The following is a 22,150-nucleotide window of genomic DNA, read 5'->3' as shown; positions in this document are numbered from 1 at the left end:
TTCCATCGATTCAGATCTGATTTATAAAACAAGGCCACATGAAAATGAAAATATTATTCGTCGCTTCGCTGGGAATTTTATCGCTAATTCAAACATCGAAATCCTTTGCGGACAATGTAAATGGGAAAAATCTCTATTTGCAGAGATGTGCCATGTGCCACGGAGTGGATCTCAAGGCAACAGGACCGTTGGCGAATAAAAGCAATCCTCCTACGCCTGATCTTACAACATCCGCTTTCAGAAAACGGCTAAATGATTATCCGGGTGTCATTGTTTCATCGGTGATACTTCGTCCAAATGGAGACTTGATTCCAAAAACCTTGCGAGAGAATGGTGTAAAGCTATCGCCGTACCCATGGCGGATCAGTGATCTGCGCGATTTAAATCAATACATGAGTGGTGTGATTTCAAAAAATCGATGATTTTGAGTTGAGGGGTGGGTGCGGAAATCCAAGAGCCATTTCAGGGTTGGCCTTTGGGGAGCCGGTCATACGTTTCCCGCGCCACGCAGGCACGCAACGTGATGCCATCTGGATCGTGGGGTGCCGTGCCGGCCAACGGCGGTTCATCGGCCGGTTGCGCCCTGCGGCTGCCGGACGTCCGCGGCGTCAGGGCGCGGCAGGCGCCGCCACCTTGCGCCCGGCCATATGATGCAGGTACGCCAGCAAGTCCTTCAGATCCGCGTTGGGCAGCGTTTTTTCGTCGATCGCCGACATGCGCGCGTTAGGCCACCAGCGCAACGACTGCGGGTCGCGGATCAGCGTGGCCAGCTTGTCGTCGCCCAGATAATCGACGGCGCTGTGCGGCACATTCAGGTCGGGGCCAAGGTGCGCGTCGCCTACCCGGTTGAGCGAGTGGCACGAGAAGCAAACGCGCTGGAATGTCGCAAAGCCGCGCATGACCGCGCCGTCCGCCGGCAGGCCGGGGGCGGGGCGGATGGCCGCAAAGCGCTCGGCCGGCGGCGCGGTGATGTCGATGCGCACGATGCTGTACGTCCAGAGGCTCTCGTTGACCACGGAAGCGGCGCGGCCCGCCGGCACTGTCCAGATCAGGCGGAATGGCCCGATGTCCTGGCCCTTGAGCGTCGGCCACGGCGCGGCAGGATTTTCCACCGCCAGCCAGGCGCGCGGCTCGTCGGCGCTATCGGCCAGCAACAGGCGTGTCGGCAGGTGGGAGACATAGCCATCGCTGGCCGCGGTCGTCGCACTCGCGTCGGCCGTCACCGGCATGCCGCGCAGCAGGGCGGCCAAGGGAATCGCCTTGAAGGTCAGGCGGCGTTTCAGGTTGTCGTCGTCCACCGTCACGTCGGTCAGGCGGCGGTCTTTCAGCAGCGCATCCCGCGTCCAGTTGCGCTGTTGCGCACCGGCGGCAATGGTCAAATTCGCCGTGTCCGCGGCGCAAGCCGGACCCGCCAGGAACGCCATGGCGCAGCCAAGCGCGCCAATGGCCATTGCGATCCAGGCTTTCATGGGTCTTCCTCCAGAGCGAGCGAACAATGTGCGGTGGTCGTTGGCGATCATTCTAGCCGTTGCAGGCGAGCGTCGGCTTTATCGCCGGCTCGGCGACCGGCGCGGTCATTTGCATGACCATTCGTCATTTCTGCGCATCGGCGCGCCCGGCGCCGAGCGCTTCGAGCAGTGGCTTCAGCGCATCGAGTTCCGCGCCAAAGCCGCCCCAGTCGCCTGCCTTCAATCGCTCCATGGCCCGGTCATAGTGGGCGAGTGCCTCGCGGGCGCGGCCGTCTGGTGGGCCTCCGGGCGCGGCCGCTACCGGGGCCGCTTCCTTGAAGAGCGCCGCCAGCGCCGCGCCCAAGGTTTCCTCCATCACCACATGGTCGCCATAGGCGGCGATCACGCGTTTGAGCTCTGGCAACTGACCGGACTCCGCGCGCAAGTACAGCGGCGAGACGTAGAGAATCGAGTTGTCGATGGGCACGACCTGGAGGTGGCCGCGGATGACGCGCGAGCCCATCTGGTTCCACAGCGAAATCTGTTGCGAGATCTCGGTGTTTTGCTGGATGCGCGCCTCGATCTGGAATGGCCCATAGACCAGCTTGTCCTTGGGAAAGGCATAGACGACGAGCTTGCCGTAGTCAGGCGGATCGCAACGCGCCGCCAGCCACGCAATCATGTTCTCCCGCTGGCTAGGCACCATCGGCAGCATCAGCACGAATTCGGCGCGCGGCTGCGCGGGCAGCCGCACGATCATGTAGTAAGGCGTCATGGGCGTGCCGGGGCCCGTGCCCGCATCGATGTCGGCCTGCTTGCGCGGGAACTGCCAGAGATCCTCGCGGTTGTAGAAGACTTCCGGTGTTTCCATGTGATAGGCGCGGTAGACCTGCGCCTGGATCAGGAACAGGTCTTCGGGGTAGCGGATATGCTGCTGCAGGTCTTGCGGCATCGCGCCCAGCGGCTTGAACAGCCCCGGGAAAATGCGCTGGTACGTCCGCACCACGGGATCGGCGGGATCGCTGATGTAGAAATCGGCAGTCCCGTTGTACGCATCGATCACCACCTTGACCGCGTTGCGGATGTAATTGTCGCCGTCACCGGTGCCCGGCTGGGAATAGGGGAACCAGCGGCTGGTGGTATAGGCATCCTGGATCCAGAAGAGTCGCCCGCCACTTACGACGATGTAGGGGTCATGGTCTAGGCTGAGGAACGGGGCGATCGTACGTACCCTGTCCTGGATATTGCGATGGAGCAGGATCCGGCTCGCGGGCGTGATGTAGCTGGTCACCAGGATGTTGGGATCGTCGAATTGCCAGGCGAAGAGGGCCTGCAGCGCCATGCTGCCGATCGCGACGCCGTCACGCCCGTGGTAGGTCGTATAAACGTTCTCATCGCCTTTGGGGTAATCGAATTCGGGCGCATTGCCGTTGACGATCACAAAGCCCTGGCCGCCTTCACCAAAGTACAGGCGCGGTTCACCGATGGGCGGGCCGCCGCTGGAGACGGGCGGAATATCCTTCAGGTAGAGGGTAGGCAGGCCCTCCGCGGATTTCTCCGTGACCGGCGACATCACCACGCCATTGCCGTGGGTGAACAGGAGATGCAGGTTGACCCAGGTCTGGGCGTTGGCGGGAAGCAGCGACGGTTCCAGCTCCCGCGCCGAGAGCATCACCTGCTGGTAACGGGCGTCGAAGCGGTAGCGGTCGATGTCCGTCGCCAGGAATTTGTAATAGGTCCTGATCTCCTGCAACTGCGCGTAGGTATCGCGCAACGGCTGCAGATCCCACAGGCGGATGTTGTCGATGGTCGGGCGATTGGCCTGCAGCGCGGCGAGATCGAGGTTCTGCTCGGCGGGAAACGGCTTTACCGCTATTTGCGCCAGGCCATAGGCGTCGCGCGTCAGCGCAATATTGTGGGCGATATAGGGCGTTTCCAGTTGCAGTTCGTTCGGCTTCACATAGAAACGCTGGAATAGCGCCGGATAGATCAACACCAATACCAAGGCGCTGCCGAACACGGCCAGCGCCGAGGCGGCAGGAATGCGATAGCCCCGCCAGCGCATATTGGCCCATGAAGCGGCTGCGGCCGCGGTGGCCAGGCCGATCAGCGGCCACAGGACTGGCAGCCCTACGTGGATATCCGTATAGCTGGCGCCCACCACCACGCCGTTGTCCCCATAGAGCAGCAGAAAGCGGTCGAGCCAGTAGGACCAGGCCTGCAGCAGGAAGAACAAGCCCAGCAGGGCCGAGCCGTGGGTGGCGGCCGCGGGCGAAAGCCCGCGTGGCGAGCGCATGCAGGCGATGTCGCCGCGCATTCCGTACACCGCGGCCGCCGCCGCCGCACTGCCGCACAGCAGCAGTAGCAGCCAGTTCCTCAGCGCAAGATAGGCGGGCAGCGAGAAGAGATAGAAGCCGATGTCCTTGCCAAAGATCGGATCGGCCTTGCCAAAGGGCACCTGGTGGAGGTAGCGAAGCACGAGGTCCCAGTCCGGGATTTCGCTGGCGGCGAGCAGCAGGCCCAGCAGGACGGCGGCACCGGCGATGGCGGCATGCCAGGGCAGGTGCGGCGCGACTTCGCCGACCAGCTCGCTCAAGACCTCAGCCTTCCAGGAGCCAGGCGGGCTCGCATAGCGGTGCGCCAGCGCTCCCGATACCCAGATCGCGCCCGCCGATGCAGCGAAGACAGCGGCGAACAGAAGCACCTTGGTGACAAGGACCGTCCAGAAGACGTTGACATAGCCGATGGAGGAAAACCACAGCCAGTCGACCAGCATGCCGGTGAGGCGGCCGATGACGATCAAGCCGATGATGCCAACCGCAACCCTGGCGGCAATGTGCCTCAGGCGCAGGCCGGATATCGCTGCCGAGCGCATCGATCATGCTCCTTTGCCGGACTGTCATCCGTGGCCTGCGGCTGCCCGCAACAAGGCAAAGGTCCAAGCTGGCCCGGCCCGACAATTCATTGTAGGTGGGGAATCATCCGGCAGCAGATGGACATTTACGGGCTGTTTATGCCTGGCTGATAGCTTTCTACGCCAATTGCATGGGCGAGTTCTTAACCTGTGGGCTGTCCAATTCGGTGAGCAACATCATGCCGCACAGCCGCAATGCAGCACTACGCACAGGCCAACCTCATCACGGTGGCGGGTACTACCTGAAACTGACCGGATGCCTGCTGGCCCTCGGTTTGCTGTACGCCATGTCATCGTGAAACCAGTCTGCGCCGACTGCGCAAGGCGACGCGCGCGGGCGCGCTGTCAGCCTGCCGCCTTTTGTTCCAGGTAGTCCACCAGCAGCCTTGCCGCCGGCGAAAGGCTTGCCTCGTCGCGCATGCAGATCGCGAAGCGGCGCTGCGCCCAGCTATCGGTCAGCGGGATCACCCGTACGCCAAAGCTGGCGTAAGTGGGCTCGACCACCTCGCGGGGCATGATGGCAAGACCCAGATTCGCGCGCACGCAGCGCAGGGACGCATCGAACGAGGAAACCACCACCCGGTACGCCATCGGCTTGCCGATGATGGCCGCGGCGCGCGCGAGCATGGTGTGCACTGCCGTCTGCCCGGGCAGCCCGATGTGGTCGAATGCCAGCGTTTGCTCAAACGTGCAATCCGGCTGGCCAGCGAGCGGATGCTCGGCATGCACAATGGCCGCCAGGGCATCGCTGCGATAGGGCCGGGTCTGGCATCCTTCCAGATCCGCGGCATCCCAGCAGATACCCAACGGTGCGGATCCTTCACGCAATGCGCGGACGAGGTCGCGGCTGAGGCTTTCCTCAACGGTGACGCGGATGTCCCGGTGCTCGGGCACCTGCAGGAAGCTCGCGATATCGTCGGGCAGCGACTCGGCCATGCACGATACGGTGGCCAGCAAGCGGACTTGCCCCTTGATGCCGGTCCCGTAGTCGGCCATGTCGCGCTCCACGCGATCAGCCGCGGCCAGCATGGCGCGAGCGTGCTCAAGCAGGATCTCACCCGCCGCGGTCGGGATCACGCCGCGCCGGCGCCGCTCGAACAGCGTCACGCCCACCGTGTCCTCCAGCTGCGCCAGCCGCTTGCTGATGGCCGAAGCCACGATGTGTTGCTGTTCGCCGGCGCGGGCCATGTTGCGGGTCTCGCAAACCGCAACAAACAGGCGCAGGGAGGTGAGGTCTAGATCACGCATCGAAAGCCTTCCACGGTGGATTTCCAATCTGGAAATTAAGTGCGGCCATCTTAGCGTTTCTTGTCATAACCGGAAATTCCTCGGGCTGAACGTAAGCGGTGGCACAGGGGGGGGCGGCAATCGGCGGACCGCTGGCTTGGGGACGCATCGGAGTGATTCCTTTAGATGTTCCAATCCGGAACGATAGCGCTTCTTGATTACCGCTTCTGGCCTGTGCCGGAACAACATAGAGTGCATAGGCCAGACCAAAGCACCAACCTCCGAGGGGACACTGATTCAATGACAAGGCACACTCAATCGGCACCGCGCCAGGCCGTGATCCGCGAGGTCGGGCTGCGTGACGGGCTGCAAAGCATCGCCACCATCCTGCCAACTTGCGCCAAGCGCGAGTGGATCCAGGCGGCCTATGCGGCGGGCCAGCGGGAGATCGAAGTCGGCTCGTTCGTCCCGGCCAAGCGATTGCCGCAACTTGCCGATACCGCGGAACTCGTGGACTTTGCCAGGTCGCTGCCGGGGTTGTTCGTCTCGGTTCTGGTGCCGAACCTGCGGGGCGCGGAGAACGCCATCGCCAGTGGAGCGGACCTGATGCTGGTGCCGCTGTCCGCCAGCCATGCGCATAGCCTGGCCAACCTGCGCAAGACCCCTGACGAAGTCGTGGCCGAGGTCGGCAGGATCCGCGCCGCGCGCGACGCGGCCGGCTCCCGCACGCTGATCGAAGGTGGCGTGGGCACGGCCTTTGGCTGCACGATCCAGGGCCATGTGGATCCGGACGAGGTGCTGCGGCTGATGCAGGCCCTGCTGGACGCGGGCGCCGATCGCGTGAGCCTGGCCGACACGGTGGGCTACGCCGATCCCGGCATGGTCCGCCGCCTGTTCGAACGCGCCACGGCAATTGCCGGCGACCGCTTCTGGTGCGGGCACTTCCACGACACGCGCGGACTCGGGCTGGCCAACGTCTATGCCGCCCTGGAAGCCGGGGTGACCCGCTTCGATGCCTGCCTCGCCGGCATCGGCGGCTGCCCGCACGCGCCCGGCGCCAGCGGCAATGTCGCCACCGAAGACCTGGCCTACCTGCTGGGCAGCATGGGCTTCGATACCGGCATCGATATCCGCCGTCTGCTGGCGCTGCGCGAGCGCGTGGCCGGCTGGCTGAGCACTGAAACCCTGCACGGCACGCTGTGGCGCGCCGGCCTGCCCAAGACATTTCCCGCGTCGGTTGCCGATGCGGCTTTCCGCCTGAGAGAGAACCATGCACGCTGAACATGCCTCCTTGCCGCTCGCCGGCGTCCGCGTGGTTGAGTTCACGCATATGGTGATGGGCCCGACCTGCGGCATGATTCTCGCGGACCTGGGCGCCGAAGTCATCAAGGTCGAGCCGCCCGGCGGCGACAAGACCCGCAACCTGCCCGGCCTTGGCATCGGCTTTTTCCGTTCGTTCAACCGCAACAAGAAGAGCGTCGTGATCGACATCACCACCCCGCAAGGGCAGGCCACGGCAGCGGAGCTGGTTGGCCAGTGCGACGTGTTGCTGGAGAACTTCCGCCCGGGGCTGATGGCGAAATGCGGGCTGGATTACGCCACGCTGTCCGCCAGGTTTCCCAAGCTGATCTACGTCTCGCACAAGGGCTTCCTGCCCGGGCCCTATGAAAACCGCCTGGCGCTCGACGAAGTCGTGCAGATGATGGGGGGGCTGTCCTACATGACCGGGCCCAAGGGCCGCCCGCTGCGCGCGGGCACCTCGGTGAACGACATCATGGGCGGCATGTTCGGCGCCATCGGCGTGATGGCCGCCTTGCGGGAGCGCGACCACACCGGCAAGGGGCAGGAAGTGCAGAGCGCGCTGTTCGAGAATTGCGTGTTCCTGTCGTCCCAGCATATGCAGCAGTTCTCGATGACCGCCGAGCCGCCGCCGCCGATGCCGTCGCGCGTGTCCGCCTGGAGCGTCTATGACGTGTTCACGCTGGCCGAAGGCGAGCAGCTCTTCATCGGGGCCGTCAGCGACAAGCAGTTCAACACCCTGTGCGACGTGCTGCAACGTCCCGACCTGGCTGCCGACCCGACGCTGGCCAATAACGCGATGCGGGTGGCGGTGCGCCCGGCATTGCTGGAGCGGTTTGGCGAGATTCTCAAGGACCACCGCGTGGAAACGCTTGCGCCGAAGCTTGAAGCCGCGGGCATTCCCTACGCGCCCATCATGCGCCCGGAGCAACTGCTCGATGACCCGCACCTGAGAGCAAGCGGTGGCCTGGTGCCGATGCAGACCGAGGACGGCGGCACCACGGACGTTGTGCTGCTGCCGCTGTTGATGGGCGGACGCAGGCCCGGCGTGCGCATGCCGCTGCCCGGCATTGGCGAGCACAACGACGAAATCCTGTCCGGCCTGGGCGCGCATAGCCCGGACTGAATCTTTCCGCATTGCCACGTGGCTTCGGACGGCCACGCGGACCAGAACGATAAACATACGGAGACAGACATGGCATTCCCCCTTTGGCGCCGGGCAGCACTCGGCTTGGCCGCATCGGCCATCGCATTTACGCTTGCATTGCCGGCGGGCACCGTGCTGGCCCAGGGCTCGGGCCGGCCGGTGCGCCTGATCCTGCCGATCAGCGCTGGCTCGGGCGTGGACGCGATCGCACGCGCTGCCGGGCCTGCGCTGGGCAAGAGCCTGGGCCAGCCGGTGGTGATCGAGAATCTTCCTGGCGCCGGCGGCATTACCGGCGCGGCGGCGGTGGCCAAGGCGCCACCCGACGGCACCACGCTGGGCCTGTTCTCCAACAACCACGTGATCAACCCGAGCGTGTACAAGAAGATGCCGTTCGACGCGATCAAGGACTTCACGCCCATCAGCGTGATCGGCTCGACGCCGCTGGTCCTGGTGGTCAACCCCAAGGTCCCCGCGAAGAATGTGCAGGAACTCGTTGCCTTGCTCAAGGCCAAGCCTGATTCGCTCAACTACGCGTCGTCGGGCAACGGCACCATCATCCAGCTCGCCGCCGAGATGTTCCTCGATGAGGCACATGTCAAGGCTCGCCATGTGCCCTACAAAGGCACCGGACCGATGATGACCGACCTGATCGCGGGCCAGGTGGAGATGGGTGTCGTGGCCTTGAATGCCGTGGCGCCGCACCTGAAGAGCGGATCCCTGCGCGCGATCGGCCTGTGCGGCGCGACGCGCTCGCCGGCCGCGCCGGATATCCCCACCATCGCAGAACAAGGCTTGCCCAACTACGCGGTCGAGGGCTGGTTTGCCGTGGTAGGCCCGGCGGGGCTGCCGCCGGCCGAGGTCAAGCGCCTCAACATGTTGTTCGCCAGGGCATTCACCAGCCCGGACGTGCTGGAAGCGATGAAGAAGCAGGGCAATACGATCAGTCCCGGCACGCCGGAGGCAGCCGCCAGGTTCTTCCAGAGCGAAGCGGCGCGCTATGCGGCCCTGGTCAAGAAGGCCAATGTGACCCTGGAGTAAGGGCAGGGGCCGCATAGCGCGTCGCATCGTGCGGTGAGTCGATGCGATCCGGGCGGCAGACGCCGGCCCACGCCGCGGCGTTCACCGCTTCTCCGGTTTCATTGAGTGTTGCCACTGCCCGCGCGGCCCGCTTGGCGTGGGCAGGCGCCGATGTCATGATGGCGGGGTGCGAGCGAGCGGCATTTCCAGCCAGCGCGCCGGCATTTCACCTACGGTATCAATGAGGAGACACGGATATGCAAGGCAGGCAAACGCAGGGGATGTCGCGCGAGCGGCTTGGGCGGGTCGAACGTTTCATCGACGACGCCTATATCGCGACCGGCAAGTTGCCCGGCACGCTCGTCCAGGTGTGGCGGCGCGGCGAGTTGGTGCTGAACTCGGTGTTGGGCCTGGCCGACCGCGAGCGGCAGGTCCCGTTGGCCGAGGATTCGATCTTCCGCATCTATTCGATGAGCAAGCCCGTCACCTCGGTGGCGGTCATGATGCTGGTCGAGGAGTGCAAGATCGCCCTGGACGATCCGGTCAGCAAGTACATCCCGGCATGGGAAAACCTGGGCGTCTACGCCGGGGGCTTCATGGAGAGCTTCCAGACGCGCCCGGCTGCCCGCCCGATGCTGGTGGTCGACCTGCTGCGCCACACGTCCGGCCTGACCTATGGTTTCCAGCAGAACACCAACGTCGACGCGGCTTACCGCAAGCAGATGCTGGGCGAACTCGCCACCGGCGGCACGCTGGACGACATGATCGAGAAGCTGGCCAAGCTGCCGCTCGAGTTCTCGCCGGGCGAGGCCTGGAACTACTCGGTCGCCACCGACGTGTTGGGCTACCTTGTCGGCAAGATCAGCGGAATCCCTTTCGAGACCTTCCTGAAGGAACGCATATTCGATCCGCTGGGCATGGTTGACACTGCCTTTCACGTGCCGCAAGACAAGGCCTCGCGCTTTTGCGCCTGCTACGCCGTCGGCTCGCTCGGTTCGAAGGTGGTATCCGCGCGCGCGCCGGTCCTGCAGGACGATCCCCTCACCAGCCCCTACCTGAAGCCGCCAAGCTTTTTCTCCGGCGGTGGCGGCCTGGTGTCCACCGCGGCTGACTACATGCGCTTCGCACGCATGTTGTTGCAGGGCGGCGAGCTGGATGGGGTGCGCCTGCTGGGGCCGAAGACCCTGGCGCTGATGACCGCCAACCATCTGCCGGGCGGGGTGGACCTGCCGCGCATGTCGCGCTCCATGTTCAGCGAAGCCACCTACGAGGGCGTTGGCTTCGGGCTCGGCTTCGCCACCACGGTGACGCCGGCGACCACGTTGATTCCCGGCAGCGCCGGCGACTTCTTCTGGGGCGGCGCGGCCAGCACCTTCTTCTGGGTCGATCCGCAGGAGGACCTGATCGGACTGTTCCTGACCCAGCTCCTGCCCTCGTCCGCCTACCCGGTGCGCCGCCAGCTGCGCACGCTGGTCTACAGCGCCATCACCGAGCCGGGGGCCGCGGCACGCTAAGCGCCTGGCGAGCCGTGACCCGTGGCCTCCCAAACGCTGCCCAGCACGTCCCCCTGCCCAATGTCGCAACCCTCCCATTTGAAGAACTGCAGTTCTTCCGAGCTGGCCAGGCCATTGGCCAGTACCTGCATGCCGAGCGTGTGCGCCAGCGCGATCACGGCACGCGCGATGGCGGCGCGTTTGGCATCGGTTGCCACGTTACGCACGTAGTCCTGGGGAATCTGCAGCCGGTCGGGCAGCAAGCGTTGCAGGTTGGCCAGCGAGATGGGCGTGTTGCCAACGTCGGCCAGCGTGACGGACGCGCCTTGCTCCTGGATGCGGGCGCAGGCCAGGCGGGCGGCTTCCGTGGCGGTGCCCAGCAGCAGGCCCGGCAATTGCAGGTCGAGCACGCTGCCGGCCTGGGCGGTCTCGCGCAGGTATTGGCGGAGCAGCTCCGGCAACGCCAGCAGTTCGGACTCCTCGGCGCCGGCCATGAGCGGCAGCAGGATGGGGACGCTGACGCGGGCCGCGCCGGATAGGGCGGCTTGCGGATCCGTGTGCCAGGCTAGCGCGAGTTCGCAGGCGCGGCGCAGCAGCGCGGCGTTGATCGCGCCAATGAGGCCCGGGCTGCGCACATGGCTGGCGATCTCGGCATGCGGCATCCAGCCGGTGGGGCCCGGCCACGACGGCAGCAGTGCGATGGCCGCGACGGCGGCGCAGCCCAGGTCGAACTGGGAAACGGCCTGCAGCCGGTACTGGCCGCTGTGCAGCGCTTGTTCGATGGCGGCTTCGATCTGCGCGCTGCCTGCCTCGGAGGCCGGGTGCTCGGGCGCGCGCGGCACGCCTTGCGCGTGCGGGGCCGGCTGGGGCAGGGCGTGGGCTTGCTGCAAGGCCTTTACGTACTGGTACGCGCGCAGGCCGCCGATCACGACGGAGGTCAGCTTTTGCGCGGTCATCTCCGTCTTGAGGAAGTAGCCATTGATCTCGTAGCCGGTCACCACCTCGCGCTCCGGCGCCATGCCGGGATGCCCGGTGCGCAGCACGATCTGGAGGTCGGGGTTGCGCAGTTGCTCGCGGATGTAGCGCACCGTGGCCAGGCCTGCATCGTCGGTCTCCATCACGACATCGAGCAGCACGAGCGCGGTATCGGGGTGAGCGGCGAGGTGGGCCCTGCAGGCTTCGCCGGAATACACGCTGTGGAACTGGATCTGGCGCCCGGAGAAGGTCAGGTCCGTCAGCACCAGGCGCGTGATCTCGTGCACGTCGGGGTCGTCATCGACCAGCAGGACCTGCCACGCGGGCATCGACAAAGAGGAGTTCATGGCAGAGTCCTGGCGGATACGATCGGGATGGTGGCCTTCGCCGAGGGCGTGATGCGGGGCATGCGCAGGGTGAAGACGGTACCGTCGCCATCGGTACTGCCCGCATGGCCCACGGCGATGGTGCCGCCCAGGCGCTGTGTCACCAGGTTGTAGACCAGGTGCAGGCCCAGGCCGCTGCCACCCTTGCCGCGGCGCGAGGTAAAGAAGGGCTCGAAGATCTTCTCATGCAGGGCATCGGGAATGCCGCTGCCGTCGTCGGCGTAGCGGATCACGACTTCGTCACCGGCGGCGAGCCGGGCGGCGATCCGGATGGTGCCGCGCACAGGGCCTGTGTCGCCGCTGCCGAATGCGTGCACCAGCGAGTTCATGACCAGGTTGGTGAGGATCTGCGCGATCGCGCCGGGGTAGCCGTTCATGGCGATGCCGGCCGGGCAGTCGATCAGCAATTGCACGTGCGTGCCGCGCAGGCGCGGGTCGAGGCTGACCACGGTCTCGCGGATATAGTCGCCCAGGTCGAAGCTGCGCCGTTTCTCGCTGGTCTGGTCGACCGCCATCTGCTTGAAGCTCTGCACCAGCTCCGCCGCGCGGTTGGCGTTGGACAGCAGCAAGCGGGCGGATTGCGCGGCGTCCGACAGGTAGCGTTGCAGCGCCTCTGGTGCCAGCTCGTTGCTCGCCACCAGCGCCTGCGTGGCGCTGGTGCGGTCCTGCAGGTAGGAGGCGGCGCTGACGGCGATGCCCACCGGCGTGTTGATCTCGTGCGCCACGCCCGCGACCAGTCCGCCGAGAGAGGCCATCTTTTCCGCATCCACCAGGTGCTTGCGCGCGGACTCGAGATGGCGCAGCGACTCCATCAGTTCCGCCTGCGCCAGCTCGCGGCTTTCGTGTGACAGCACGATCCACCACGCGCCGAAAGCCAGCAGCGGCAGGGTGGCCGAGTACACGCGCAGCAGCAGGCCGCCGATCCCCTCGGCGTGGGAGGCATGGCCTTCGCCGATCAGCCGGTAGGCGAGCAGGAACACGGCGCCCATGGCCGCCGCGGCAATCACGAACAGGCCGAGGAAACGCGCCAGCCGCCGCAGGAAATGCGGCGGCAGTATCCGCAGGAAGCTGCCTTGCCACGGCGCCGCCTGCGTTTGCGCGGCGGTGCCGGGCGCCTTGCAGGCATCGTGGCAATGGTTGTCCAGGCCGCAGCACAGCGAGCAGATCGGCCCCGCATAAAAGGGGCAGTGCGCCATGTCCGGTGCTTCGTAGTCGCGCTCGCAGATGCAGCAGCGGATCGGCTCGTCGGCGTGCTTGTCCAGGGGGTTCGGGTCCTCCCGCGCGATGTAGTACCGGCCGCGGGTCGCATAGGCGATCAGGATGGCGCTGGCGAACGAAGCGCCCAGCGCGATAAAGGCGCAATAGGCTTGCGCCAGCGCGCCAAGCAAGCCGGAGTAAGCGCCGATGCCGGCGAGCGAGGCGATCAGCATGGCGCCGCAGCCCACCGGGTTGAACGCATACAGGTAGGCCCGGCGGAACTCGATGTGCCGCGGGCTGATGCCCAGCGGCTTGAGCACGACAAGGTCAGCCGCCAGGGCGCCGAGCCAGGCGATCACCAGGTTGGAATACACGCTCAGCACGGCCTCCAGCGTGCTGAAGATGCCCAGCAGGGTGAGCAACAGCGCGATCAGCACGTTGAACACCAGCCAGACCACGCGGCCCGGATGGTAGTGCGCCAGCCGCACGAACACATTGGACCAGGCCAGTGAGCCCGCGTAGGCATTGGTCACGTTGATCTTGATCTGCGACACGAGCACGAACAGCATCGCCACCGCTAGCACCACCTCGGGCCGATCGAATACCTGCCCGTATGCCCACACGTACATGTGGATCGGTTCCATCGCGTGATTGGCGGCCACGCCGGCTTGCAGCGCGAGTACTGCCAGCAGGCTGCCCGCCAGCACCTTGAGGCCGCCGATCAAGATCCAGCCGGGGCCAGCCAGCAGCAGTGCGCTCCACCAGCTCCAGCGGTTCTGCGGCGTGCGGTCGGGCAGGAAGCGCAGGTAGTCCACCTGCTCGCCAATCTGGCCCATCAGCGAGAACAGCACGCCAGTGGCGGCGCCAAACGCGAGCACATTGAAGGCCGGCGAGGCCGCATCGCGCCCGGTGAACGCCACCCATTGCGCCAGCACGCCGGGATCGTGGCGCAGGATGTAGGCGAAGGGCAGCACCAGCAGCACCGCCCACAGCGGCTGTGTCCACATCTGCAGCTTGTTGATCAGCGTGACACCGAAGAACACCATTGGCACGATCACCAGCGAGCAGACCAGGTAGCCCACAGTCAGGTTCAGGCCGGTGGCAATGGCGAGCGCCTGGGCCAGGATGGCCGATTCCAGCGCGAAGAAGATAAAGGTGAAGGATGCGTAGATCAGCGAGGTGATGGTGGACCCGGCATAGCCGAAGCCCGCGCCGCGCGTGAGCAGGTCGATGTCCACGTTGGCCACGCTGGCGTGGTATGCCACCGGCAGCCCGATCAGGAAGATCAGCGCGCAGACCAGCAGGATGGCCGGGAACGCGTTCTGGAAGCCAAAGCTGAGCGTGACGCTGGCGCCGATGGCTTCCAGCGCCAGGAAGGACACGCCGCCGATGGCCGTGTTGGCCAGCGTGAATGGCGACCAGCGCCGGTAAGAGCGCGCCGCATAGCGCAGCGCGTAATCCTCCAGCGTTTCGTTCGCGACCCAGGATTGGTATTCTCGTTTGATGCGCATGGCGTTGTGGCGTCGGGTGCGATCCGGGTCGGGACGGATGGCTGGCAGCGGGCGCTCCGATTATTGTCTGAATCCGCCCCTCGCGCAATGACATGCGCGCCGCGCGGGAAGGGGTGCGGAACGCGCTGCGGCATGCCGTGCGGATGCTGCGCGGCAGCATGGCGCGGCGCCTTGACAATTAGGGTGTCAGCGCAAACACTGGCCGGCAGTCCTCATATCGAAGAGGCCGGGGGCAGCGCCGCATAGCGCTCGCCGCTGCCCGGATCCGCTGTGCCCGATGCCATGGAGAATGCGCGGTTGCCCGCCCAGAATGCCGATAGCGCCTATAAGGCCGATAGCGCCGATAGCGCCGATCCCCAGGCCGGGGAGCTGATCTACCGTATCCACGCCGCGCGCGATGATGATGGCTGGCGCGGCGTGGTTGCGCTGGTGCGCGATCAGTTCGCCGCGGGCACGGCCGTGCTGGCGCGGCGGCACCTGGCCGGCGGCCAGGGCGCGGTGCTGCACGGCGCCCCGGACGACCCGGCGTTTTTTCGCACCTTTGCGCAGTACTCCGCGCGCAACCCGTGGTTTCTCTCCAGCACGGCCTACCAGCCCCTGCAGGTGATCAGCGGCGAAGACATGCTGGGCAGCGGCGACCTGGTCCGCACGGACTACTACCAGGCGTTGCTGCGGCCCCATCGCTATCTGCATCGCTTGTGCGGGGTGGTGGCGCGCGAGGCGGATGTCGTCTACTACCTTGAGTTGTACCGGCGCGAAGACCAGCGGCGCTTTGCCAGCAAGGAGAAGGCGGAGTTCCGCGGCCTGCTGGCGCATATGGCGCTGTCGCTGGAAAACCGCTGGCACCGCCACAGCGCCGCGGACCTGAGCCAGGCGCTGATGTGCGTCATCGACGGCCATCCTAACGCGACCTTCCTGGTGGAGCAGGATGGGCGCATCGTCTACTGCAACCGCAGCGCGCAGGCGCTGTGCGGGCACGGCAGCGGCCTGTACCGGGATGGCGAGTATCTTGCCGCGGTGATGCCGACCGATCACCGCACCTTGCACGAGATGCTGGCCACGCTCGCCGGGGCTTCCCAAGGACTTCCCTCCAAGGCCGGTGACACGCGCGACCCCCACCCGGGCCAGGCCACGCTGGTGCCCACGCAGGTGCTATCGGTTTGCGCGCCCGGCTTTGCCTTGCCCACGACGCTCACGTTGCAGCCCGCCGGTGCATCCATGCGCAACGGGTTGGGCGAGGAGCGCGCGCTGGTGGTGGTCAGCGCGCGCCGGCAGGGTGCGGAGCATGCGCACCACGATTGCCTGTTCGCGCGCCAGTTCAAGCTGAGCGAGGCCCAGGCGCGGGTCAACGCGCTGGTCTTTGCCGGCCACTCCATTGCCAGCCTGGCGCAGGTACTGCACGTGTCCGAGAACACGGTGCGCAGCCACCTCAAGCAGATCTTCCAGAAGACCAACACCCATGGCCAGATGGAATTGGTGCGCCTGCACGCGCAGCATTGCCCGCCGGCCTGAACGTCCCTCACCTGGCCATCGCGCCGCCGCCTTATCCGTTGCCTCATTCAATTGGGTGAGGCCACCTCACCCAGCCACGTGATGCGCAGAATCCTCGCCGTGAAGGATTCGCATCTTCGCGGGCCTGCTTATAGTTGACCCGTCGCCACGCGGCCGCCGGCGCCAACAGAAAAAGAACAACCAGAACCCGTCACGGAGGAGATACGCCATGCTAGGCCTGACGTTGCTTTACGTAGGAGCCGTGCTGTGCCTGAACGGTTTGTGGCTGCTGGGCAAGATTGGCGACCGCGAGATCTGGGTCGTCAATATCTTTGCCGGCGGGGTGACGATGCTGGTGTCGCTGCGGCTGATCTTCGGCGGCGAGGCGGACAGCGCATCCATCAAGGCCGGTGCGCTGACGCTGCTGTTTACCTTCACCTATCTGTGGGTTGCGCTTAACCGCTTCAACGGTGCGGATGGGCGTGGCCTGGGCTGGTTCAGCCTGTTCGTGTCAGTCACGGTGATTCCCGTTGCCATTGATGCGCTGCGCCATGCCAACTCCGTCTGGGATACCTGGTTCGCCTGGTGCTGGGTCGGCTGGGGCGTGCTGTGGTTCCTGTACTTCCTGTTGCTGGCGATGCAGCGCCCGATCCTGAAGTTCACCGGCGTTGCCACCGTCCTGGCAGGTATCGCCACCGGCTGGCTGCCAGGCTATCTGCTGCTGAGCGAATCATTCAGATAGACCGCAAAGACCGACAGTAAAGACCGAGCGCAAAGGTCGACCACAACGCGGCTGCGGGCAGCCGCACGCGACCAACGCTGATCCAGGCATGCAGCCAAGGCGGCTGCATCGTTTCACGGCCGCAATCCGGCGATTGACCGGACACACACCAAGGAGACAGGCACATGGCAGATACCCTGATCAAGGTCGATCTCGCGCAATCGGCGTACGAGAACGAACAGGTCCACAACCGCTGGCACCCGGACATTCCCATGGCCTGCTGGGTCAATCCCGGCGACGAGTTCATCCTGGAGACCTATGACTGGACCGGAGGCTTCATCAAGAACAACGAGTCGGCGGATGACGTGCGGGACATCGACCTGTCCATCGTCCACTTTCTTTCCGGGCCGGTGGGCGTGCGCGGCGTCAAGCCGGGCGACCTGCTGGTGGTCGACCTGCTGGACGTAGGTGCCAAGCCCGAAAGCCAGTGGGGCTTCAACGGCTTCTTCTCGAAGAAGAACGGCGGCGGGTTCCTGACGGATCATTTCCCGCTGGCGCAGAAATCCATCTGGGATTTCCACGGTGTCTACACCACGTCGCGCCATGTGCCCGGCGTGGAGTTCGCCGGGCTGATCCATCCCGGGCTGATCGGTTGCCTGCCCGACCCCAAGCTGCTCCATACCTGGAACGAACGCGAGACAGGGCTGATCAAGACCGACCCCGATCGCGTGCCGCCGCTGGCCAACCCGCCCTTTGCCGCGACCGCCCATATGGGCAAGCTCGTTGGGGATGCCGGCAGGCGGGCGGCAGCCGAGGGCGCGCGTACGGTGCCGCCGCGCGAGCACGGCGGCAACTGCGACATCAAGGACCTGTCGCGTGGCTCCAAGGTGTACTTCCCGGTGTATGTGGATGGGGCAGGGCTGTCGGTCGGCGATCTGCACTTTAGCCAGGGCGATGGCGAGATTACCTTCTGCGGCGCCATCGAGATGGCGGGGTGGGTGCACATGCGGGTGAACGTGATCAAGGACGGCATGGCGAAGTACGGCATCAAGAACCCCATCTTCAAGCCCAGCCCGATCACGCCGACGTACAACGACTACCTGATCTTCGAAGGCATCTCGGTCGATGAGCAAGGCAAGCAGCACTACCTGGATGTCAATGTCGCCTACCGGCAAGCCTGCCTGAACGCGATCGAGTACCTGACCAAGTTCGGCTACTCGCGTGCGCAGGCCTACGCCATCCTGGGCACGGCGCCGGTGCAGGGGCATATCAGCGGCGTGGTGGACATCCCCAACTCCTGCGCCACGCTCTGGATACCGACGCAGATCTTCGACTTCGATATCCGGCCGCAGGCCAATGGTCCCACTGTGCATATCAAGGGCGGTGCCGACGTCCTGTTGTCGCAGGATGTGGCCTGAATGCCGATCTGAGCGCCAGCCAGAAATGTGAAGTTCCGGCGGGCGCGGGCTCCCGCCTTCCTCCTCCTTCCCCAAGGGGGCCCGCGCTTGCCACCTTCCACCAAGCGGAGAGATCTGTATGCCAATGTATGAATACGCCTGCGAGGCGTGCGGCAGCTTCACCGCGGTGCGCCGCATCGACGAGCGCGACGCGCCGCAGCCATGCCCCGGCTGCGGCCACGCAGCCCGGCGCCAGGTCACCGCGACCATGCTGGCCTTGATGCCATCGGCCCGCCGCATCGCGCATGCGGGCAACGAGCGCAGCGCTCATGCGCCATTGAGTTCCCAGGGGCACCGGCATGGACCGGGTTGTGGTTGTTCGGGCGGCAGCGTCGGCCTGGCCGGCAAGCCGGCTGCGGCCAAGTCCTTTCCCGGCACGCGGCCCTGGATGATCAGCCACTAAGGGCGCCATCCCGATGGGAGCCGGCCCGATCGCCATCCAGGCTATTCGCCAACCCCGATCGAGCTACGCACCTGGTCCAGCAGCGGCAGCCATACGCCGCGCGCCGTGTCGCGGCACGAGAGGATGAGCAGCAGCTCCTGGTCCGGCGTATAGATGTCGAAATGCTGCACGTAGATCGTGCCTTGCGCGCCGGTGCGCACGTAGTTGATGGCAATCGCCGGCCAGCCACCGATTGTCTCGAGGCGAGGCTCGTCGATGGAGAGCATCTCCCTGCCCGATGTCTTCAGGGAGTCGCGCATCCTGCGCTCGAAGCTCGCTGCGTAAGCCAGAAGCATTGACCTGTCGAACCGGCGGACCTGCTCGGGCGTGACCGGCGCTTGCGCCATCGAGTTGACGATCACGGCCGCGTACGGATTTTGCACATTGGATACGGCATGCAGGAGGTTGACCGTCTGGCCCGCCGGCGCCGGGACGATGGAGACGCCCCCCGCCGCGTCCGCGATGGTGCCGTTGGCCCGGCCCTGGGCCCCGGACAGGATGGTCCAGTCCTTGGGAACCTGAACGGCAACCTGCCTGGCAAGCCCGATCCGCACGAAAGGCACTGGCGCGCCCGCACCGGCCTGGGCGAAACACGGCGCGCAATTCAGGGCCAGGCCCAGCGCGCAGGCAGTCGCCACCACCAGTACAAGCCTGCAGCATTGCGCACGCATGCTCCCTCCGTCGTGATCCCGAACAAGAACAATATAGACGCGAAGCGGCCTTCCGGCACGGATCCGGGCGTCGCACGCGCGCCATCGTCGTTGTCCGGCCAGGGCAGGCTCAGCCCGCCACCACATTGCGCGGCGAGCCAGCCGCGAACGCCGCGATATTGTCGATCAACTGGTCCGCCAGCGCCTGGATGGCCTCCCGGCTCGCCCAGGCCACGTGTGGCGTGAGCAGGAAGGCGGGATGGTCGCGCAGTGCGTGGAACGGGTGGCCGGGGCCGGGTGGCTCCTGGGTGGCTACGTCGAAACCGGCGCCGGAGACCTGTCCTTCCCGCAGGGCGTCGACCAGTGCGGCCTCGTCGACCAGGCCGCCGCGCGCGGTGTTGATCAGCAGTGGCCGGCGTGCCATCTGCGCGAACTCCTCGCGGCCGATCAGCCCCACGTTGGCGGGGGTCAGCGGGCAGTGCAGCGTGATGATGTCGCTCAGGCGCAGCATGTCCGCGAAGGGCGTGTGTTGCGTGTCGGCGCTGTGCTGGCCCTTGCGCCCGGCGTACAGCACCTTGAGTCCCAGCAGCCGGGCGATCTCGCCCACCGCGCGGCCCAGGGTGCCGCCGCCGACGATGCCGATGGTCGAGCCGGCCAGGTCGTGGATCGGGTAGTCGTGAAAGCAGAACTGCCCCGAGGCCTGCCAGCGGCCCGCGCGCACCGCGTCGCAATAGGCATGCAGGCTGCGGCGCAGCGCGAAGATCAGCGCGAAGGTGTGCTCGGGCACCGTATGCACGGCGTAGTTGCGCACGTTCGATACGCAGATGCCGCGGGCGGCGCAGGCGCGCAGGTCGACGTGGTCGGTGCCGGTGGCCGCAATCGCCACCAGGCGCAGGCTGGCGGCCTGGCGCAGCGCCTCGGCCGGCAGCTTGACCTTGTTGGTGATCACGATCTGCGCGTTGGCGATGCGCGCGGCCACTTCATGCGGCGCGGTGGCGTCAAAGACTGTCAGCCGGTGCGCGAACGGCAACGCGCGCAGCACGGTCTCGGGGGCCAGCGTGCCGCGGTCCAGGAAAACGACTTCCGGCGTGGTCTGGGAGGGGTTCATGGTGTTTGTGGTGTTTGTGGTGTTTGTGGTGTTTGTAGTGTCTGCCTGTCGGTAAGCCCGGGTGGTGAGTACGCCATGCCTCTGGCCATCGGCCGGCGCGCGCGGACCGGCCATGGTGGCCCCGGGCGCCCAAATTGACAATGCCGTTCTCGTCCACTAGCCTTTCCCGATTCTCAAACCTCGGGGCATGGCTTGACGGCCCTGGCCATCCGGCCGCCATCGATGCCGCCGCCCACCGGACGCTTTCGCGTGATCAATCCCGCCCATCTCGACCTGCAGTCCCTGCGCCTGTTCCTGGTGGTGGCGCAGAGCGGCAGCTTTACCAAGGCCGCCGAGCGCACCCACATGACGCTGTCGGCGCTCAGCCGCCGCGTTGCCGACCTGGAAAAGACCACCGATTGCGCCTTGTTCGTGCGGCTGCCGCGCGGGCTTGAGCTCACCCCGGCCGGCGTTGGGCTGGTCGGCCATGCGCGGGCCGTGCTGGATAGCGTGAATCGCCTGGCGGGAGACATGAGCGATTTCGCCATCGGCGTGCGGGGGCATGTGCGCGTGTGGGCCAACACCTCGGCCGTCATCCAGTTCATGCCGCGGGACCTGGGCGTGTTCCTGCACGCGCAGCCGCTGATCCGCGTCAGCCTGGAGGAGCGCATGAGCAGCGAGGTGATCGCGGCGGTGGCGGGCGGGCAGGCGGATATCGGCGTGTTTGCCGACAACGTCGCCGCCGGCGCGCTGGAAAAGTTCGAATACCGCCGTGACCGCCTGGTGGTGCTGGTGCCGCCGGATCATCCGCTGGCGGCGCGCGCCGACGTGGCCTTTGCCGACGCGCTCGAATTCGATTTCGTCGGCCTCAACCAGGGCAGCTCGCTGCTGCAACGGCTGGCCGACGCCGCGGCCGCGCTGGAGCGCGTGCTCAAGCTGCGGGTGCAGGTCAGCAGTTTCGATGCGATCTGCCGCATGATCGAGGCGGGCCTTGGCATCGGGGTCTTGCCGGAGGGCGCGGTGCGCGCCGAGATCCTTGGCGCCGGGTTGCGTGCCATCCGCCTTGCTGATCCGTGGGCTTCGCGCACGCTGTGGCTTGGCGTGAAATCGGCCGCGGCGCTGCAGCCCGAGGCGCGCAAGCTGTTCGATCACCTGCTGGCGCCGCACTGAGGCGGCCGCTTCAGCCTTGCGTTTTCGCAAAGGGTGCTGGCGCAATCCGACATGTTCATGTGCCTGCGCGACTGCCATGATGGCTTCCGGCCAAACCGCGGAGAGAGCAAGCGCGACATGATTGACCACCTCGACCACCTGGTGCTGACCAGCACGGATGCCGGCGCCACCATCGATTTCTATACGCGCGTGCTCGGCATGCAGCTGGAAACCTTCGGTGAGAACCGCGTGGCGTTCCGCTTCGGCAACCAGAAGATCAACCTGCACGTGCGCGGCGCGGAGTTCGAGCCCAAGGCGCACCTGCCGGTGCCCGGCGCGCTCGACCTGTGCTTCATTGCGTCGATCCCGCTCGATGCCGTGATCGAGCGGCTGCGCGCCGCCGGCTGGCCCATCGTTGCGGGCCCGGTCGCGCGGACCGGCGCCACGCAGAAGATCCGCTCCGTCTATGTGCGCGATCCGGACCTGAACCTGATCGAGATCTCCGAGCTGGACGCGCCGTGACCAGCGCGACGGCGTTG

General features: G+C 66.0%; 18 protein-coding genes. 11 read left to right on the top strand and 7 right to left on the bottom strand.

Features of this window, described 5'->3' with window-relative positions; all coding sequences use genetic code 11:
• The first annotated feature begins 44 nt into the window (after positions 1–44).
• Entirely contained in the window at positions 45–422 is a 378-nt protein-coding gene (locus tag A9975_RS02935) for a cytochrome c (RefSeq protein ID WP_220810599.1), read from the top strand.
• A 186-nt stretch (positions 423–608) separates the two neighbouring features.
• On the opposite strand, the gene A9975_RS02930 is transcribed toward A9975_RS02935, so the two are convergent.
• The 3 genes from A9975_RS02930 to A9975_RS02920 form a co-directional block, all read right to left on the bottom strand.
• Complete coding sequence (locus A9975_RS02930) at positions 609–1,469, bottom strand: cytochrome c (protein ID WP_183031312.1); 861 nt, start codon at positions 1,467–1,469, stop codon at positions 609–611.
• Between the two features lie 124 nt (positions 1,470–1,593).
• Positions 1,594–4,323: a UPF0182 family protein gene (locus A9975_RS02925; protein ID WP_183031311.1), complete on the bottom strand. Its 2,730-nt coding sequence runs from the start codon at positions 4,321–4,323 to the stop codon at positions 1,594–1,596.
• Positions 4,324–4,707: 384 nt separating this feature from the next.
• Positions 4,708–5,610, bottom strand: a complete 903-nt coding sequence (locus A9975_RS02920; protein ID WP_183031310.1) for a LysR family transcriptional regulator — start codon at positions 5,608–5,610, stop codon at positions 4,708–4,710.
• A 279-nt stretch (positions 5,611–5,889) separates the two neighbouring features.
• Here A9975_RS02920 and A9975_RS02915 point away from each other — a divergent pair, with 279 nt between their 5' ends.
• The 4 genes from A9975_RS02915 (at position 5,890) to A9975_RS02900 (ending at position 10,566) form a co-directional block, all read left to right on the top strand.
• The gene (locus tag A9975_RS02915) at positions 5,890–6,870 is read left to right on the top strand and encodes a hydroxymethylglutaryl-CoA lyase (protein WP_183031309.1); all 981 of its coding nucleotides are present in this window, start codon (positions 5,890–5,892) and stop codon (positions 6,868–6,870) included.
• Positions 6,860–8,014, top strand: a complete 1,155-nt coding sequence (locus tag A9975_RS02910; protein WP_183031308.1) for a CaiB/BaiF CoA-transferase family protein — start codon at positions 6,860–6,862, stop codon at positions 8,012–8,014. The genes A9975_RS02915 and A9975_RS02910 overlap by 11 nt, the downstream gene beginning before the upstream one ends.
• A 69-nt stretch (positions 8,015–8,083) precedes the next feature.
• On the top strand, positions 8,084–9,073 hold the full coding sequence (locus A9975_RS02905; RefSeq protein WP_183031307.1) for a tripartite tricarboxylate transporter substrate binding protein: 990 nt from the start codon (positions 8,084–8,086) through the stop codon (positions 9,071–9,073).
• Positions 9,074–9,309: 236 nt separating this feature from the next.
• Positions 9,310–10,566 carry a serine hydrolase gene (locus tag A9975_RS02900; protein WP_183031306.1) on the top strand — a complete coding sequence of 419 codons (1,257 nt, stop codon included), beginning with the start codon at positions 9,310–9,312 and terminating at the stop codon, positions 10,564–10,566.
• Here A9975_RS02900 and A9975_RS02895 read toward each other — a convergent pair.
• Positions 10,563–11,867 carry an EAL domain-containing protein gene (locus A9975_RS02895; RefSeq protein ID WP_183031305.1) on the bottom strand — a complete coding sequence of 435 codons (1,305 nt, stop codon included), beginning with the start codon at positions 11,865–11,867 and terminating at the stop codon, positions 10,563–10,565. The two genes, A9975_RS02900 and A9975_RS02895, sit on opposite strands and share 4 nt — an antisense overlap.
• On the bottom strand, positions 11,864–14,614 hold the full coding sequence (locus tag A9975_RS02890) for an ATP-binding protein (RefSeq protein ID WP_183031304.1): 2,751 nt from the start codon (positions 14,612–14,614) through the stop codon (positions 11,864–11,866). The genes A9975_RS02895 and A9975_RS02890 overlap by 4 nt, the downstream gene beginning before the upstream one ends.
• A gap of 297 nt (positions 14,615–14,911) precedes the next feature.
• Between A9975_RS02890 and A9975_RS02885 the strand changes: the two genes are divergently transcribed.
• From A9975_RS02885 to A9975_RS02870, 4 genes are all read left to right on the top strand, one after another.
• The gene (locus tag A9975_RS02885; RefSeq protein WP_183031303.1) at positions 14,912–16,126 is read left to right on the top strand and encodes a helix-turn-helix transcriptional regulator; all 1,215 of its coding nucleotides are present in this window, start codon (positions 14,912–14,914) and stop codon (positions 16,124–16,126) included.
• 208 nt (positions 16,127–16,334) lie between these two features.
• Positions 16,335–16,847 (top strand): AmiS/UreI family transporter, encoded by a 513-nt coding sequence (locus tag A9975_RS02880; RefSeq protein ID WP_174427428.1) that lies wholly within the window; start codon positions 16,335–16,337, stop codon positions 16,845–16,847.
• Positions 16,848–17,011: 164 nt separating this feature from the next.
• Complete coding sequence (fmdA, locus tag A9975_RS02875) at positions 17,012–18,244, top strand: formamidase (protein ID WP_183031302.1); 1,233 nt, start codon at positions 17,012–17,014, stop codon at positions 18,242–18,244.
• A 118-nt stretch (positions 18,245–18,362) separates the two neighbouring features.
• Positions 18,363–18,686 carry an FmdB family zinc ribbon protein gene (locus A9975_RS02870; RefSeq protein ID WP_183031301.1) on the top strand — a complete coding sequence of 108 codons (324 nt, stop codon included), beginning with the start codon at positions 18,363–18,365 and terminating at the stop codon, positions 18,684–18,686.
• A gap of 41 nt (positions 18,687–18,727) precedes the next feature.
• Here the strand turns inward: A9975_RS02870 and A9975_RS02865 are convergent, their stop codons facing one another.
• The gene (locus A9975_RS02865; RefSeq protein WP_183031300.1) at positions 18,728–19,396 is read right to left on the bottom strand and encodes a hypothetical protein; all 669 of its coding nucleotides are present in this window, start codon (positions 19,394–19,396) and stop codon (positions 18,728–18,730) included.
• Positions 19,397–19,505: 109 nt separating this feature from the next.
• On the bottom strand, positions 19,506–20,483 hold the full coding sequence (locus A9975_RS02860; protein WP_183031299.1) for a D-2-hydroxyacid dehydrogenase: 978 nt from the start codon (positions 20,481–20,483) through the stop codon (positions 19,506–19,508).
• 249 nt (positions 20,484–20,732) lie between these two features.
• Between A9975_RS02860 and A9975_RS02855 the strand changes: the two genes are divergently transcribed.
• Both A9975_RS02855 and A9975_RS02850 read left to right on the top strand, forming a co-directional pair.
• A complete protein-coding gene (locus A9975_RS02855) occupies positions 20,733–21,632 on the top strand; it encodes a LysR family transcriptional regulator (RefSeq protein ID WP_183031356.1) in 900 nt (299 codons plus the stop codon).
• Between the two features lie 117 nt (positions 21,633–21,749).
• Positions 21,750–22,133 carry a VOC family protein gene (locus A9975_RS02850; protein WP_183031298.1) on the top strand — a complete coding sequence of 128 codons (384 nt, stop codon included), beginning with the start codon at positions 21,750–21,752 and terminating at the stop codon, positions 22,131–22,133.
• Positions 22,134–22,150 lie beyond the last annotated feature (17 nt).

This window comes from Cupriavidus sp. UME77 (genome assembly GCF_014170355.1).
Classification (GTDB): domain Bacteria; phylum Pseudomonadota; class Gammaproteobacteria; order Burkholderiales; family Burkholderiaceae; genus Cupriavidus; species Cupriavidus basilensis.
This window is presented reverse-complemented; position numbering and strand designations above follow the sequence as displayed.

What these genes read in the sequence shown, in the direction of transcription:
- A9975_RS02935 (WP_220810599.1), top strand. Translation starts at nt 45, where the DNA reads ATGAAAATATTATTCGTCGCTTCGCTGGGAATTTTATCGCTAATTCAA.
- A9975_RS02930 (WP_183031312.1), bottom strand. Translation starts at nt 1,469, where the DNA reads ATGAAAGCCTGGATCGCAATGGCCATTGGCGCGCTTGGCTGCGCCATG.
- A9975_RS02925 (WP_183031311.1), bottom strand. Translation starts at nt 4,323, where the DNA reads ATGCGCTCGGCAGCGATATCCGGCCTGCGCCTGAGGCACATTGCCGCC.
- A9975_RS02920 (WP_183031310.1), bottom strand. Translation starts at nt 5,610, where the DNA reads ATGCGTGATCTAGACCTCACCTCCCTGCGCCTGTTTGTTGCGGTTTGC.
- A9975_RS02915 (WP_183031309.1), top strand. Translation starts at nt 5,890, where the DNA reads ATGACAAGGCACACTCAATCGGCACCGCGCCAGGCCGTGATCCGCGAG.
- A9975_RS02910 (WP_183031308.1), top strand. Translation starts at nt 6,860, where the DNA reads ATGCACGCTGAACATGCCTCCTTGCCGCTCGCCGGCGTCCGCGTGGTT.
- A9975_RS02905 (WP_183031307.1), top strand. Translation starts at nt 8,084, where the DNA reads ATGGCATTCCCCCTTTGGCGCCGGGCAGCACTCGGCTTGGCCGCATCG.
- A9975_RS02900 (WP_183031306.1), top strand. Translation starts at nt 9,310, where the DNA reads ATGCAAGGCAGGCAAACGCAGGGGATGTCGCGCGAGCGGCTTGGGCGG.
- A9975_RS02895 (WP_183031305.1), bottom strand. Translation starts at nt 11,867, where the DNA reads ATGAACTCCTCTTTGTCGATGCCCGCGTGGCAGGTCCTGCTGGTCGAT.
- A9975_RS02890 (WP_183031304.1), bottom strand. Translation starts at nt 14,614, where the DNA reads ATGCGCATCAAACGAGAATACCAATCCTGGGTCGCGAACGAAACGCTG.
- A9975_RS02880 (WP_174427428.1), top strand. Translation starts at nt 16,335, where the DNA reads ATGCTAGGCCTGACGTTGCTTTACGTAGGAGCCGTGCTGTGCCTGAAC.
- fmdA (WP_183031302.1), top strand. Translation starts at nt 17,012, where the DNA reads ATGGCAGATACCCTGATCAAGGTCGATCTCGCGCAATCGGCGTACGAG.
- A9975_RS02870 (WP_183031301.1), top strand. Translation starts at nt 18,363, where the DNA reads ATGCCAATGTATGAATACGCCTGCGAGGCGTGCGGCAGCTTCACCGCG.
- A9975_RS02865 (WP_183031300.1), bottom strand. Translation starts at nt 19,396, where the DNA reads ATGCGTGCGCAATGCTGCAGGCTTGTACTGGTGGTGGCGACTGCCTGC.
- A9975_RS02860 (WP_183031299.1), bottom strand. Translation starts at nt 20,483, where the DNA reads ATGAACCCCTCCCAGACCACGCCGGAAGTCGTTTTCCTGGACCGCGGC.
- A9975_RS02850 (WP_183031298.1), top strand. Translation starts at nt 21,750, where the DNA reads ATGATTGACCACCTCGACCACCTGGTGCTGACCAGCACGGATGCCGGC.